The organism is Streptomyces sp. NPDC042638, from assembly GCF_040647235.1.
Taxonomy (GTDB): domain Bacteria; phylum Actinomycetota; class Actinomycetes; order Streptomycetales; family Streptomycetaceae; genus Streptomyces; species Streptomyces rameus.
Genome location: NZ_JBEZBT010000059.1, coordinates 34,269 through 48,110, shown reverse-complemented (window position 1 = coordinate 48,110; position 13,842 = coordinate 34,269). Strand labels below are relative to the sequence as shown.

18 protein-coding genes and 1 tRNA gene are annotated in these 13,842 nt (G+C 66.1%); 4 read left to right on the top strand and 15 right to left on the bottom strand.

Going from position 1 to position 13,842, the window contains the following annotated elements; translation table 11 throughout:
- Positions 1–52: 52 nt before the first annotated feature.
- The 3 genes from AB0B40_RS32520 to AB0B40_RS32510 all read right to left on the bottom strand — a co-directional run bounded on the left by AB0B40_RS32520 (position 53) and on the right by AB0B40_RS32510 (position 1,674).
- Complete coding sequence (locus tag AB0B40_RS32520; protein ID WP_362267105.1) at positions 53–565, bottom strand: hypothetical protein; 513 nt, start codon at positions 563–565, stop codon at positions 53–55.
- A gap of 66 nt (positions 566–631) precedes the next feature.
- Entirely contained in the window at positions 632–838 is a 207-nt protein-coding gene (locus tag AB0B40_RS32515) for a helix-turn-helix domain-containing protein (RefSeq protein WP_154821627.1), read from the bottom strand.
- A gap of 218 nt (positions 839–1,056) precedes the next feature.
- The gene (locus tag AB0B40_RS32510; RefSeq protein ID WP_362267103.1) at positions 1,057–1,674 is read right to left on the bottom strand and encodes a tyrosine-type recombinase/integrase; all 618 of its coding nucleotides are present in this window, start codon (positions 1,672–1,674) and stop codon (positions 1,057–1,059) included.
- A 265-nt stretch (positions 1,675–1,939) separates the two neighbouring features.
- Here AB0B40_RS32510 and AB0B40_RS32505 point away from each other — a divergent pair.
- Positions 1,940–2,024, top strand: a tRNA-Arg gene (locus AB0B40_RS32505).
- Positions 2,025–2,202: 178 nt separating this feature from the next.
- Here AB0B40_RS32505 and AB0B40_RS32500 read toward each other — a convergent pair.
- The 12 genes from AB0B40_RS32500 to AB0B40_RS32445 form a co-directional block, all read right to left on the bottom strand.
- Positions 2,203–3,603 carry a site-specific integrase gene (locus tag AB0B40_RS32500; protein WP_362267102.1) on the bottom strand — a complete coding sequence of 467 codons (1,401 nt, stop codon included), beginning with the start codon at positions 3,601–3,603 and terminating at the stop codon, positions 2,203–2,205.
- Positions 3,603–3,803, bottom strand: a complete 201-nt coding sequence (locus tag AB0B40_RS32495) for a helix-turn-helix domain-containing protein (RefSeq protein ID WP_362267099.1) — start codon at positions 3,801–3,803, stop codon at positions 3,603–3,605. The genes AB0B40_RS32500 and AB0B40_RS32495 overlap by 1 nt, the downstream gene beginning before the upstream one ends.
- Positions 3,800–5,167 (bottom strand): replication initiator protein RepSA, encoded by a 1,368-nt coding sequence (repSA, locus tag AB0B40_RS32490; protein ID WP_362267098.1) that lies wholly within the window; start codon positions 5,165–5,167, stop codon positions 3,800–3,802. Before repSA ends, AB0B40_RS32495 begins: the two co-directional genes overlap by 4 nt.
- Positions 5,168–5,294: 127 nt before the next feature.
- Positions 5,295–5,612 carry a SpdD-like protein gene (locus AB0B40_RS32485; protein WP_362267096.1) on the bottom strand — a complete coding sequence of 106 codons (318 nt, stop codon included), beginning with the start codon at positions 5,610–5,612 and terminating at the stop codon, positions 5,295–5,297.
- A gap of 23 nt (positions 5,613–5,635) precedes the next feature.
- The gene (locus AB0B40_RS32480; protein WP_107069211.1) at positions 5,636–5,791 is read right to left on the bottom strand and encodes a hypothetical protein; all 156 of its coding nucleotides are present in this window, start codon (positions 5,789–5,791) and stop codon (positions 5,636–5,638) included.
- A 13-nt stretch (positions 5,792–5,804) separates the two neighbouring features.
- Entirely contained in the window at positions 5,805–5,996 is a 192-nt protein-coding gene (locus tag AB0B40_RS32475; protein ID WP_362267094.1) for a mobile element transfer protein, read from the bottom strand.
- Position 5,997: 1 nt separating this feature from the next.
- Entirely contained in the window at positions 5,998–6,192 is a 195-nt protein-coding gene (locus tag AB0B40_RS32470) for a hypothetical protein (RefSeq protein WP_362267092.1), read from the bottom strand.
- Between the two features lie 20 nt (positions 6,193–6,212).
- A complete protein-coding gene (locus AB0B40_RS32465) occupies positions 6,213–6,881 on the bottom strand; it encodes a DUF2637 domain-containing protein (protein ID WP_362267091.1) in 669 nt (222 codons plus the stop codon).
- On the bottom strand, positions 6,881–7,084 hold the full coding sequence (locus AB0B40_RS32460) for a hypothetical protein (RefSeq protein ID WP_362267089.1): 204 nt from the start codon (positions 7,082–7,084) through the stop codon (positions 6,881–6,883). Before AB0B40_RS32460 ends, AB0B40_RS32465 begins: the two co-directional genes overlap by 1 nt.
- A gap of 86 nt (positions 7,085–7,170) precedes the next feature.
- A complete protein-coding gene (locus AB0B40_RS32455; protein WP_362267088.1) occupies positions 7,171–8,526 on the bottom strand; it encodes an FtsK/SpoIIIE domain-containing protein in 1,356 nt (451 codons plus the stop codon).
- Positions 8,527–8,528: 2 nt separating this feature from the next.
- Positions 8,529–8,885 (bottom strand): hypothetical protein, encoded by a 357-nt coding sequence (locus AB0B40_RS32450; RefSeq protein WP_361783559.1) that lies wholly within the window; start codon positions 8,883–8,885, stop codon positions 8,529–8,531.
- A 138-nt stretch (positions 8,886–9,023) separates the two neighbouring features.
- Complete coding sequence (locus tag AB0B40_RS32445) at positions 9,024–9,803, bottom strand: GntR family transcriptional regulator (RefSeq protein ID WP_362267085.1); 780 nt, start codon at positions 9,801–9,803, stop codon at positions 9,024–9,026.
- Positions 9,804–9,821: 18 nt separating this feature from the next.
- On the opposite strand from AB0B40_RS32445, the gene AB0B40_RS32440 reads away from it, so the two are divergent.
- The 3 genes from AB0B40_RS32440 (at position 9,822) to AB0B40_RS32430 (ending at position 13,622) form a co-directional block, all read left to right on the top strand.
- A complete protein-coding gene (locus AB0B40_RS32440; RefSeq protein ID WP_362267084.1) occupies positions 9,822–10,286 on the top strand; it encodes an NUDIX domain-containing protein in 465 nt (154 codons plus the stop codon).
- A gap of 441 nt (positions 10,287–10,727) precedes the next feature.
- Positions 10,728–11,843 carry a hypothetical protein gene (locus tag AB0B40_RS32435; protein ID WP_362267082.1) on the top strand — a complete coding sequence of 372 codons (1,116 nt, stop codon included), beginning with the start codon at positions 10,728–10,730 and terminating at the stop codon, positions 11,841–11,843.
- 516 nt (positions 11,844–12,359) lie between these two features.
- Complete coding sequence (locus tag AB0B40_RS32430; protein ID WP_362267080.1) at positions 12,360–13,622, top strand: hypothetical protein; 1,263 nt, start codon at positions 12,360–12,362, stop codon at positions 13,620–13,622.
- Positions 13,623–13,842: the final 220 nt, after the last annotated feature.

Here is a 13,842-nt window from a genome sequence, read left to right as displayed (position 1 = left end):
GAAACCCCAGGTCACACCCAACAACTGAGATCTCTACCGAACCCGGAACGGTTCATAGTCCGTCGAGGATGCTCTGCGCCTGGTCGGGCGTGAACCACTGCGGCGGTTTGACCGCGATAGGCGGCAGGTCGATGCTGCGGCACGGACTCACCGCGATCACATCGTCATCGACCGCCGCACGCATGATGGACGACGTCAGGTTGTAGGCCCGCTTGATCGCGGCAGGGCCTGCGCCCTTCTCGACCAGGGAGCGTATCCAGCTCTGGACGTCCATGCGGGTGATGGCCCGCATCTCCCAGTCAGCCCAGTACGGCATGACGTGGTTCTTGATGCTGGACGCGTCGCCCCGAAGGGTGTGGGGTTCGACGATGCGGGCGTTCCACCACCGGTCGTGCCACTCCCGGAACGCGATCTCGCCGGCCCGCGGGTCGCGCATGCCTCCGCGGGCGAACTGGGTCTCCAGCTCGATGCCCCAGGCCCGCGCCTGGGCCTTGAGGGGGAAGGACTCGCTGAACCGGTCTCCGGCCCGGTTGCGTACGGTCGCCTGCCACTTGCCGGACTTCAATTTGCGCAGGTACGCGGTACTACTCCTTTGTTCGGAAGCGGTGAGGTCTGGGCTGGGGGCGAGAGTTCACCGACGGGGGCGCGGGGAACCAACCAATCTCCTGGCGATGAACTCCTCAAGCCCGGCAGCAGGGACACGGACGCGAGATCGTTCCGTCCCGGTGCGCAGGTCGACGACGGGGAGGTCGCCGGCGGCGATGAAGCGGTAGACGGTGCGGCGGTCGACGTCCAGGGCGGCGGCGACAGCGGGAATGGACAGCAAACGGGCAGGCATGCGCGAGTCCTCGGAAACAGAGGGGGAAAGGCCAAGCAGGTGAATTGATTCAGCCGGGCTGCCGGCAGTCCACGGCGCAGGTCAACCGGCCCTGTAGGGCGGTGGGAGCCAGATCGCTGGGGGTCGAGCCATGTGACACGGCCGCATGCGGCGTGGACCGCCGACGTTCGAAATGTGCTCGGCGGGTGGTCTTCGCGCTCGGAGCGCGAGAGGGGAGACTACCGCTCGGGAATGTCCGGAAGGCGCAGGATCTCTTCCAGGTACTCCCAGTCGATCTCGATGTCTTCCAGCCGGAAGCGGTGCGGGTACCGCAGCGCAATCCAGCTCGCACTCACGCCAGCCCACTCGGCGACACCCCACGCAGGAACGCCCGCCTCGAGCCAGCGGTCCAGACAGGAGTCACGCAGGCTGGAGACCTGCTCCCCCAAGCCCGCCTGTACCTCGTCCGGGCTCAACACCGCTTGGCGAGCGTGCCTCCACGCCCTCTTGTATTCGGAGGACGCCAACGGCCCACCCCGCTCGGCGGGGAACAGCAGATCTTCAGCTTCCAAACCCGCCTCGTCGATCCAGCGCCTCAGCACACCCACGACGTCCGGGGAGACAGGAACCTTCCGGCGCTCGCCGGCACGGACCAACACCTCCCCGAACTCCCCGTCCGGGAGCGTCACGTCCTGCACCCGGACCGAGGCTGCTTCACCCGGCGAAAGGGCGGTGCCCGCCATAGAGGCGAGGAAAGGAAAAACGGCTCCCGAAGATTCCTCCTGGATCCACTCCAGAAGGGCGCGAACATGGTCCGCAGAGAGCAAGGACGATTCACCTATTGCCAGCTTCGACAAGCTACATGACTCCTCACACGGGACATCGGGACGCGTCGGCATCCCCTGGTCATTCAATGGTCTGCAGAAGCGCCGGTTTGGCCAACCGGCGATCGTCGGCTATGTTGCGCCCGCGATGCACCTCTCGCGGTCCCGACTGATGCGCAGAGAGCAGGTTCTGTTTCTCAAGACCGCTCTAGGTTTGCTTCCTTCGCCGAGTTAATCCAGTCCGTATGGGACTCAATACGTCTGCTGTCGGCGAATCTGCCCGAACCCACCCACACCTGCCCCTCGATGGCCAGGAAAGGCGAGGATAGAGCAGGCGCCTTCTAAGCGCTTGGCCGCAGGTTCGAGTCCTGCCGGGGGCGCCATCCCTCAGCCCTCCTCTCGGGAGGGCTTTTTGCTGGTCAGGGGCGGTTTCACTCGACACGGGTCAGCCCCGGCCACCCCCTTGGTGATCAAGGGCGCGGTCCGGGGCTGTCCGGCTGTCACCGGGTTTTCGCGGGTGGCCGTGTCGAATACGTGTCGAAGTTCTCGACCCGAAGAGGATCAGCCAGCGCCCGGCACCTCCGCCTCCGGGAGGTCGCCTGCGGCCTCCAGCCGCCGTTTGAGGTCCGGCAGCTGCCCGTCGACGCACCGGGCGTAGGTCGCCAGGAGCACGGCGACGCTGTTCCCGGCCCACTCGGCCACCTGGGCGGGCGGGATGCCGTCGTTGAGCCACTTGGTCAGGCGGGTGTTCCGGTTGTCGTACACGCGGCGCCCGGTGGGCGAGTCGAAGACGTGTGGGGGCAGTACGGCCTTACGCGCGCTGCGCCACGCCCGCCGGATGACGGAGCCGACGAGGATGCCACCGTTCTCCCCCTGGAAGAGGAGATCACCCGGCTGGAGCTGTTCGTCCTCGATGTGTTGGCGCAGGATGCGCGTGAGGGCCGGATGTCCCGGCACCGTGCGTGTCTCGCCCTCAGCACGGCCCTTCAGGTCGCGTTGTTCGTGGATCTCCCCCGTGTCGGTCCACTGCTTTCCGATCTCCGGGGTCGCCGTATGGATCAGCAGCTCGCACCACTGGTCGTCGGCGTCGGGCGCGGGCAGGGTCACGTCGTCCACGCGCATGGCGACGGCTTCCTCGGGTCGAGGGCCGCAGTAGTACAGCGTGGCGAAGAAGGCGTGGAGCCGCTTGCCGCCGCGCGGCCGGCGCCGGATCCAGTCGAGGATCGCCGCGGCCTGCTCGGGGTTCAGCAAGGATCGCTTGTCCACGGCGTTCGTGGTCTTCGTGGCCGCCGTCGAGTCCTTGCCCTTGGGCAGGGGGTTGGTCCGCAGGATGCGCCGCCGGATCGCGTACTTCATGGCGACGTTGAGGATCCGGCGGTTGCGCTTCCGGGACCAGGCCGCCGCCTGCTTGCCGTCGAGGCGGGTGTCGATGGCCTGCAGGACCTGGTCGACCTTCTCGGGGTCCTCCCAGACCGAGACGGGCAGGGAGTTCCGCTCGACCCATTTGAGGATGGCCACCACGTCTCGGGGTGCGTCCGGGCGTCGGTTGGTGTTGAACGCCCATTCGCGGAGGGCCGTCCGCACGGCCGCAGGTGCGAACTGGGTGGGCTTGGCCCGCAGCAGCGCGATGGTGGTCGCGGTCATGGTCTTGGCGATGTTCTTGCGGCTGTTGCCGCCGAGTTGAGACCAACGGGCATCCACGTACTCGACGGCGAACTTGTACCAGCTCATGGCAGCCGACTTGGAGCGATGGGACACCGGGAGGCCCGTGGCGACGACGAAGGCCTCGCCCTTGCCCGTGGCCCGGATGAGTTCGGAACGGAAGCCCTCGGCGAGCGCGACGGTGTTGAAGGGCTCGCGCCAGCGTTTGTCAGCGACCGTCCAGCGCACGGTGTACGTGGTCTTCCGGGCGCCCTTGTAGGTGAGGATCTTGTAGATCTTCACGTCGTACGTCGTCTCCATCAGGCCACGTCCTCGCAGTCGTCGAGCCAGTGATCGAGGTCGCTCCGACGGATCCGGAGGTCGCCGTTCGGGAGCTTGATGCAGCGCGGCGCACGGCGCTTGGCCCGCCAGTCGTAGAAGGTCGAGCGGGAGATGGCCAGTTCCTCGCAGACCTCCGCGAGGGTGAGCATGGTGCGTCGTGACCGGATGGCCGTGGTCATTCCGTGCTCCCTTCGTTCAGGAGGGCGTCTCGGGCGGTCTCGCGGTTGGTCTGGAGGTCGCGGGCGATGGTCGCGGCGAGAGCGGCCTCACCCGGCGTGTGGCCGTGGCCGGCGTACTGCCAGTCCGCCAGGACGAGGACGGTGTCCGGCTCTCGGTCGTCGAGACCGAGGACGGATGCCTCTTGGGCGGCGCGGTAGTCAGCGCGTTCCTGGCGGAGGGCGCCGAGGGTGGTGGAGTAGGTGCGCGACTTGGACGAGAAGTGCCCGCGGAAGCCGAGCATGTGGGCCCAAGCCCAGAGGCGCCGGTCCGGGTAGAGGCTGTCCAGGTCGCGACACGCGGTGATGAGCCGTCGGGTGTGGTCCGGGATCTGGTGGCGATCGAGTTCGGCGAGTTCGCCGATGCGGCGGTCCAGGGTGCCGGTGTTCTCGGCGGCCTTGGTGGCGTACTTGGCCACGTAGGAGGCGACGGCCTGCTCGGTGATGTCGGAGCCGTCGCCGAAGGCCTTGACCGGGCGGACGTCGAGCTGTCGGCCCCAGCGGAAGGTACGGGCGGGCTCGTCACCGGCGGCCGGGACCGAGACGGACGTGTACGAGTGCGCTGCGGCGGCATGTACGGCGTCCGTGAGGAGGTCGACCGTGGCCCAGGCGGGCGGTGGCGTTCCCGGTCCCTCCGGGCCGTCGAGGCGTACGACGGCATGGAAGTGCAGAGCCCCGCGCTTCTGGAACTCGGCGACCTTGCCGTACGAGACCCGAAGGTGTTCGGCGAGTTCCCTGCGAGGCAGGCCAGCGCGGGCGGCGAGTTCGCGGCGGAGTCGCGTGGTGAAGCGCTGCCAGAGCTGACCGGCGTGGTTGTTGAACAGCACGGCGCCCGCGTAGTCGTAGCTGTCCGGGTCGAGGGCGTTGCCCAGCTCCTGAGCGTCGGGCGCGTGCGGGGTGCCGCAGCGGCAGGCGCCGCGATCGGGACGGTTGTGGACCGGGCCGAACGAGGGCGCCGTGAGGGTGGCGAAGACGCGCGGGTGATCGCGGACAGTAGCGGGGACGTCGCGGCGGTCGTCCCCGGCCAGTCCAGCGCGGATCAGGTGGTAGGTGTCGCCCGCGTAGGTCCAGGCGCAGGACGGGCAGCGGGAGGCGCGACGGTTGCCGCAGGCAAGGCGGAGGCGTCCGCCAGGCTCCATCTCGGTGGAGTAGTGGTGCAGGGTCTCGCCGCTGGTCTTGTCCTTGTGGAGTACCCAGCCGGTGAGGTGGATCGGGTCGGAGCAGCCGCCGGTGCGCCGGATCTGGTCCTCCCAGCGTGCGTAGTCGGAGGCCGAGGCCACCCGGAGCACGTCCCCGAGGGTGATCGGGTCGAGCAATGTGTCGGGCATGGGCGCACTCGGTGTCGCGGGTGAGGCGCGGTGGGCCATGCTTGGGGTTCCTTCCGGTTGCGAGATCGGACAGGGACGGCGCCCGGGCGGCGGATGCTTGGCGGTATCGAGGCCGCCCGGGTGCCGGTCAGCGACGCTTGGCGTCGGAGACGAGCAGGGAGCGCAGGACGACGGCGCAGACGGCGACCGAGGCGCCGGTGATGGCGACCGCCAGGAGCAGGGAGACCAGGACGGCGCCGAGGACCAGGACGACGGCCGTGCCGCCGCCGACGAGGGCGAGCGCAGTGCCGGGGGTGAGCTGGACCGTGGGCCGGGACGGCGCCTGAGTAGGCGTGGTGGCCGGCGGGGTGTCTGCGTGCCGGGTGACGGTGGTCGGCTCGATGACGGCGGGTGGGGTGGTGAGGCCCGTCGGCATCGGCATGGTGGGGATCTTCGGGCGGAACATGGTGGTCTCCTCTCGCGAGCGGGCTACTTGACGAGGGCGTTGATGGCCGGGGCGAGGACGCTGTCGGCGAGGAGGAAGCCGCCGAGCAGGAGTACGGCGATGAGCCAGGCGGGCGGGCGGATGAGCTTGACGCCGAGGTAGCCGACGACGAGCAGGGCGAACCAGAGCGGGACCTGCATGGCGGTGGGTCTCCTAGCGGACGCGGCAGCGGTGGGTGCGGGCGGCGAGCTGGGCCGCGGACTGGCTGGAGTAGTCGGAGGACCAGCCGCAGCTGTCGGAGCTGCACACGGCGGCGTGCTTGGTCTGGCCGTTGCGGTCGCGGTGCGTGCCGATCTGCACCGGGCCGATGCGCATCACGGAGTGGAAGTGGTCGCGGGCAGCCATGTCAGTCGGTCTCCTCTCGGGTCGTGGCCGGGGCGGGGTAGCTGGCGCGGATGCCGGCCGCGGTGGCCGGGTCGGCGGTGAGGCGGGCGGCTTCCTCGGCGAGCAGGTGGGCGAGGAAAGGCCGGTTGGCGGCGGCCATCTCGCGGGCGCCGTCGAGGTAGTCGGAGGCGGTCAGTTCGGCCGGGTCGCGGGTCACTGGTCTTCCTCTCTTGCTGATCAGGTGAGGTGGGCGGCGATGGCGTCGGCGAGGTGGGGCGGGACGCCGAGGCGGGAGCGCAGGGTGTCTGTGTCGATCGGGGCGCCGGTACGGGCGCGGTACTCGTCGGCGACCTTCCGGGCGTGGTCGACCAGGACGGCGGGGACCGGAGGAGCGGGAGCCGGGGCCGGAGATGCGGGGGCCGCGTCAGGCTCGGGCACCGGCTCAGTTGCCGATACGCGTTCGGCGTCCGGGACCGGCTGCTCGACCGGAGACACGACGTCCTCCACGTCCGCGACAGATGCCGGCGGCACCGGCTCCGCAGCCGACGAGTGCGCGAGGAGCGTTCCGCCGAGGAATGCGAGCGCGGGCCATCCGGCGATGCCGAGGCGGAGCAGGGCGGGCGGGTCGGCCAGGTCCAGGAACCCGGCCGTGGCGACGTTGGCGCCGAGCGAGGCGAACAGCGCGACGACGAACCAGCACCAGGCCAGCCGCGACGGGCCCTCACTGCGCAGGCGCCGCCAGGCGGCGACCAAGAGCAGGTCGACACTGACCGGGTAGGCCCAGGCCTTCCAGCCGTTCTGTCCGGCAGCGGAGGCCAGATCGTGCAGGTGGGCGAAGGACAGGGCTCCGGCGATGACGGCCTGAACGAGGACCGCGTCGACACGGAGCCCGTGACGGGCAGCCATCAGGAGTCACCGGGGTAGGCAGGGCCGCCGTCGGTGTCGTAGCCGTCCGGGAACGTGCCGGGCGGCGGCTCGGGCAGCGAGACGGCAAGGGACGCGCTGACGGCTTCCACGAAGTCGAGGTCGGCGCCAACCGTGTCGGCGTACAAGGCGAGTTGGCCGAGCAGGAGCACGGTCCGGGCGAAGTCCTCGCAGTTCGGGCACACGGCGGGGTCTCCCTTCTTTGGGCATGGCGGGGGTAGGGACTTGGCGCGAAGGCGGTCGCGCCGACCGGTTGGGGATCCGCGGGAGTTCAGACGGCGGCTGAGGAAGCCTTGGCCAGCGACACGGGAGCGGCAGCCGTGGCGGAGAGGACCGGTCGGAACGGGGCCAGCTCGGGCAGGTCCGGCGTACGGTCGGCGTGCCGGTTGCAGATGTTCACGGCCTGGCGGAGCGTGGTGTGCGGGGCGCGGATGCGGTGCCATCCTCCGGAGGAGTCGCCCGAGATGGCGAGTCCCCGCATTTCGGCCGGGATCTGGATGGCGGCGAGCACGGCGTCCGGGGCGATGTCGCCGAAGGCCATGTTGGCGGATGTCTCGTCGTTGACGCGGTGGGCGGTGCGGCCGGTGAGTTGGGCGCGGAGCATGGTGATGCCCTTGCCGAGTTCGGAGCCGAAGCGCTGGCCGCAGATTTCGAGGTAGATGCCGGCCGCGCGGCCGAGCTGGGCGAGGCGGACCAGGGCGGTGATGATGCGGTCCCGGCGCTTTTCCTCCTCCTTGTTGGCGTACAGGGCGAGTTCGGCGACCTCGTCGACCAGGACCACGACCGGGACCGGGCGCAGGTGATCGGGCAGGTCCCAGATGTCGGCGGCGATCTCCGCGTCCGGCACGTCGGCGGCGATGCGCTGCTGAGCCCGGATGGCCTGATAGGTGCGCTCCATCCGGACCACGAGCGCGTCAAGCACTTCGGCGGCGGTGTCGGGATCGTCGGCCAGCGCGGAGAACCGGCGGGCCAGCGGGAACAGTTCAACCCCTTGCTTGCAGTCGATGCCGACGAGGGCGACGTCCATCGGCGCGAGTCCGGCGACCAGGTTTCGCTGGTAGACGGACTTGCCGGACTCGGTGGCGCCGAGGGTGAGAGCGTGGGGTATCGCCCGGTAGTCGCGGTAGTGGACCGAGCCGTCCTGCCGCAGGGCGACCGGTACCCGCATCGGTCGGGTGTCGGTCTTGGCCGGCATCTGCACCCGCTTGAGCACGTCGTAGCCGGTCATCCGCACCTCTACAACGCCGGAGCGCAGCTCTCGCGAGGTCACGCCGTGCATCGAGAACGAGTGCCGGAGCCGGTCCGAGGCGGCGGCGATGTCGAAGGCGTCCTGTCCGGGACGGAGCTTGAGCCGCAGGATCAAGCCGGTGCGAGTGGGCCGCAGCCGCAGGATGCGCGGGGCACGGGGCGCCGGTATCGGCCGGTTGGTGGCACGGGCGAGAGCGAGCCGCCACCGCGCGGGCGGCACGGTTAACCCGCACGCGTCCATGACGGAGCCGTATCGGACCAGGACCCGCACCACGGCCAGCGTGACCCCGAAGGTCAACCAGTACCAGGCGGGGCGCCGCCACCGCAGAAGACCTACGGCAGCGGCGACCAGCACCAGGGTGACCGTGAAGCCGGTCATGATCAGGCCGCCTTGGGCCTTGCGGCGGCGTCGGCGAGCGAGGTGACCGCGACCGCGCGGAATGCGATGCCGTGCCGCTTCTGGCCGTTGAAGTCGTTCTCCCAGGGCCGGGCGATCAGGCCGGTGAGCGCGACCGGCGTGCCCATGGCCAGTTCGCCGGTGATGCCGGGCTCCGGGACGGTGATGGAGAGGATCTCCACCTCCTCGTTCGCCGCGAACATCACATCGACCGTCATCAGCTTGGCACCGGTCTCGGCGTCGGTGGCGATCTCACCGGTACGGCGGTCACGGACCTTGACCTGCGGGGACTTGGCGACCATCACGACGGCGCCGTTGGTGTCGACGGGAATCTGACGCACAGAGATCACTCCTTTATAGGTGCTGCACTCCGCCACTCATGTACATGAGTGACATGAAGAAGAGTGCCCGACTCCTGTACATGAGTCAACCCGCCACGAAGAAGAACTCGCGACGGGTTGCTTAGAGTTGAGTGCGCGTCAGTCGACGGCAGGAATCCTGTACTCGAAAACGAACTGGTCAGCGGCCATGAGGGTGTCGCACACCTCGACCACGAGACCCGCCGTTGTACGAGCCTCACGGATCAGATGAACCACGGGCGCACCCGGACTCAGCGCCAGCTCCGAGGCTTCCGCCTTGGAGGCCGGCCGCGCTTGCAACGTCTCGACGAACTCCGCGAATTCGTGTCCGTGGTCTTCGAGTCGGGCGTAGATGCCACCGCCGCCGGGGTTCTCGGCGAACAGCTCCGGGATGTCCTTCACGACGTCCCAGGGCAGGTACGACGTCGCGGTCTCGACCGGAATGCCGTTACGGAAGTACAGGCGCCGGCGAGCCAGCACCTGCGTACCGACCGGGACGCCTAGGCGCTGGGCGGCATCCTCGGGCGCCTCCATGGGCCCGATGTAGAGGACGCTGACCTTGGCGGTAGCGCCGGACTGGGCGGACTCCGCGAGGTAGGCCGCCTGCCCGCCCTGCCGGAGCGAGCGCCGGAAGCGATCGGAGGAGCGGTGCCGCACCGGAGGCCGGTTCTTCACGATCGAGCCCTTGCCGTGTCGGGTCTCGACCAGTCCACTCGCCCGCACCTCGACCATGGCCTTACGGATGGTCCCGCCGGAGACGCCGTAGCGATCCACCAGCTCAGACTCACTCGGCACCATGTCGCCAGGCTTGAGAACTCCAGCCCGGATCTGCTGCACGATCTCGTCCGCGATCTGCACGTACCGAGGTCCGGACCCGACCCCTCCAGCCGCAGTTCCCATAGTCCTTCTCTGCCTCCTATGCTCCTCTACATGAGTCAAGCACAGGAAGCGACGCCGTCTCCCCTGCACTCCGTATCCGTGGCCGGAGTGGTGGTGCGCGAGGACGGCCGCCTCCTGGCGATCCGCCGAGCCGACAACGGCACCTGGGAACTCCCCGGCGGCATCCTCGAACTCAACGAGACCCCCGAGGCCGGCGTAGCCCGCGAGGTCCTGGAGGAGACCGGCATCCACGTCGAGGTCGACGAACTGACGGGCGTCTACAAGAACCTCACCCGCGGCATCGTGGCCTTGGTCTTCCGCTGCAAGCCCTCCGGCGGCATCGAGCGCACCTCAAGCGAGTCGACGGCCGTCTCCTGGCTCACACCCGACGAGGTCAGCGAGCGCATGGCCGAGGTCTTCGCAGTCAGGCTCCTGGACGCCTTGGACGGCAACGGCCCGCACGTACGCAGCCACGACGGCAAGCGCCTCATCCCAGCGGGATAAAACCTTCTCTCCTTCATCAAGCGCCTCATCCCAGCGGGATAAAACCTTCTCTCCTTCATCAAGGCCCGCGCACGGCGCGGGCGCGCGCCGCCTTGCCGGCGGGGCCGCCGCTCTGTCTTCGCCAGCGGCGCCCCCGCCCGGCGGCGCGCTGGGTGCATGCGGGCAGAGTAGTGAAAACCCTCTGTGGCTGAGGCCGGTCGGCTCCACGGCTTTAGGCAGCCACTTTGGCGCGAGCCTCGAAGATCATGGCCCCAACGTCGTGCTTTACCGGGCAGGTCCACAGACTGCCCGACGCGCCGGAAGCTTACGGGACCATGATCACTCGCGCCAATGCAGCTCCAGCCCAAAGCCGTTCCGCCGACCTTCTGCAATCGGCGGTCCCAGATGGGGGGCTGATGCCATAATTCTGGGACAACCCCACTTAGGGAAGGATGGGTAGAAGTGCTCGGGTTTGCGATCGGCAGCTTGTTTCCTCAGCTGAAGAACCCCGAGGCGTATGCCTCATGGGTTGACGAGGTGGAACGAGTATTCAATTTGATTCCCTCGATCAAGAATTTGCAGGTCAAAGGAGCGAGATCCGGCTACGCCCTATTCGACACGGAAGGCGTCGAGGAGCCTGGCAGCCTGATTTACCATCCGATTCCGATAAATGGAACCGTCTCATTCACGATCAACATTCCCTCAAGAGTGCAGAATCGCTTGAACCCTTTGTGGTCAACCTCGATCGACAACAAAGTCGAAGAATTCCTGGTTTTCATCGAACTCGACTCGGATTACCCGTACGTCTGGGTTGCGGTTTCAGGTGACGATGTCATAAGGCCGTCCGGTGCCGTAGTGGCCGTTCGTGAGTTTCTCCGTGAAGAAATCGAGAAACTTGCCGATAATTCAACGCTGACGTTGACAACATTGGGCCCGAGTCCATTTCACGCCGATTTCTTTGTTGAAGAGGCAGGACCAGGCCAAGAGGAAGGGGAAGTTGTAGCACCTGGCCTGAGAGTGGCTCTGCAGCGAGGCCGCAACAGTTATAGCAAATGCACTTTCTACTATGACGGAGCAGAGTTCAGTAGTCCCGCACATGCAATGGAGGCCATCAGGCAAAAGATCGGTCCCGAGTTTGCAGTTTTTTACTGGCTGACGGCAGAAAAGACAGTTAAGCGGCTGAGTATGGACACCCTCACAGTACAGGTCGATGAGAGTGTGGCCATGTACAGGAATAAGGGAGTAGTGAACTGGCTTCGCCGAGTCATTACGTCTCGATCTGCGCTGCGAAACATCAGCCTTGAGTTGCTCAAGATTCAGATGAGTATGGCCAAGACCCAGCAATCTAACAGTAAGGAGATCGAAGAGCTTGGGTCAAATCGAGGAACGCTCCTATTCGATGATGAACTCAAGAAAGCGTCATCGCTGAATTATGGCAGTGATCTGGAAAATCTTGGCGCCATGTTGAAAGTGCTCGAATCTCAACACACGCAGACCGTTCAGCGTCTTACGGCATTCGCCGTATCCCTCCTAGGTGTCGTAGTTGGTGCATTCCTGACCGCAGCGCTAAGGAAGTAGGAAACGAATCTCTCGCAACAACGGCAGAAGCCCGCGGTCATGTCCTGACCGTCGAGGTAGCTCGGCAGTGACGGCAACGACGCCGTACGTCAGCGCACTGGACAACCCGGCGTGGTAGCACCAGGGTGCCGTCGGCCCGGCCCGTCAAGGCGCGCACACATCTCTTAAGCGCCGGGCCGCACTGCGGGCAACCAAGGGGCGCGTGCCCCCTCCGTGCCCGTTCGAGCGGGAAACGACGGGGAACCACGGAGACGAGCGGGCACAGCACAACGCAACAGCCCCTGACCGTATCGCCTGGTCAGGGGCCGTCAACCTGCGCGGTGGGTGTGGGATTTGAACCCACGGTGACTCGCGCCACGACGGTTTTCAAGATCGTTCAAGACGACCGTAGTTGACCTACCAAAGTGTCGCCGACATGGAGACTGACCCAAGAGGCTCAAATTTCCATCAAGTCCACCATCGCCTCGACGTGCCTCTATATCCTAATCCGCAGTAGAGGCGACGGGAGGCTCTCTAATGGATGAGTTCTGGGTTTATCAGTGGCTGGACGAGTATGAAGTGCGTGACGTCGCCGACGCAAAGAATCTACTAAATTCAGACAGGCGCGCCGTTGCTCGGCTGAGGGAAATTTCCCTCGAATCATCACCTCCTCGAATTCCGGTAGTCGAATCCCGGAATCCGGGATCTTCTTTCGTGGCTGGTCGTGGAATCGACCTGTCTGGCGACTTGGACTGCAGTGCGCCATCATGTCAAATGCGTCAGGTGGACACGCTCTTCAGTAAAGCCCTCCTCTACTTTGACGAAGTCGTAGTGGCTGGCCCCTCTCCTTACGATTTCGTGCGACCCCTGGAAAATCCGAGCGATCAAACGAAAAATAACCTTTTGGGGCACATGGAGACGCTTATCTATCTGCGGGATATTGGCGTCCGCGATATGTTGATCTTTAACGTAAAGCCCCCGGCCTGTGAAGTGCACTTGACGCGCGATGCCGAGGCGGCGGGAGTCGCAGAGGTAATTGAGCAATCTAAAGTGTGGGTTCAGCGCCTCGAATCTGAAGGGAACCTGCAGAGCGTCGAGATCCATGACGATCACAGTCACTACGCCTTCAGTCACCAAGACCTTGAGCACACCATCTGGGGTGCCACGCCAAGTGTCAACCCTACAAAACGTGAGGTCGCCGAGTCGGTGTTCTCGCGCTATGCCGCCCATCTTGTGTCGGATATTCGGCTCGCGCGGAGGATGGGGCTTCCTCTAGCGGCGCAGGTTCAATTGCATGAGGACGCACTCAGTGGAGGTCACGCAAAAGGTAGCGAGCTTGACGTTGCGCTTTCGCTTCAGCTTCCCGTTTTTTCCCAATTGCCTGTTCGGGATGTCGTTCGGATGCGGCAAGATGAGTGGGACGCGTTTGAACGATTCCGTAATGCTCTCAAAGTTTCTATTCGGGAGCGAGTAAGTCGGGGGATGTCCACGCTAGAGGCATCGGAAGAAATCCTTGACGACGTGATCACGCCTGCCCTGAATGATATCTCTCAGAAGCTCCGCGTTACGGGGAAAAAATTGGAGCGGAAGCTCGGTGCAGCTTCATTGTTTGGCACTGTCGGGATGACTGTCGGCTTGCTTGGCGGGATGCCGCTGGTGGTTGGCGGGGCGGTGGCGGCAACGATTACATCACTGCCGGCCCTCCAGCGGTATTTTGACGACAAAGGAGAGGTGGAGCTGTCCGACATGTATTTTCTATGGAAGTTGGAACAGCGCCATCGGGGGCACGGTCACAAGTGACTTATTCTCCATCCGTGAACTTCCGAGCCCCCATGGCCAGGCCATGGGCGAGTCGAGGTTCTCGGGCCGTCCGAAGCCCATCAACGGTGACCAACGGCGAACCGACCGGTTGACAGGCGCCCAGGACGGCGACCCCAGGTCACGCCCGTTCGTCTGCGACCTTGGATGCATCATGCCCAAGCCCGGAGAACTAGCGCCATGAGCCGTTGACGCTTGCATC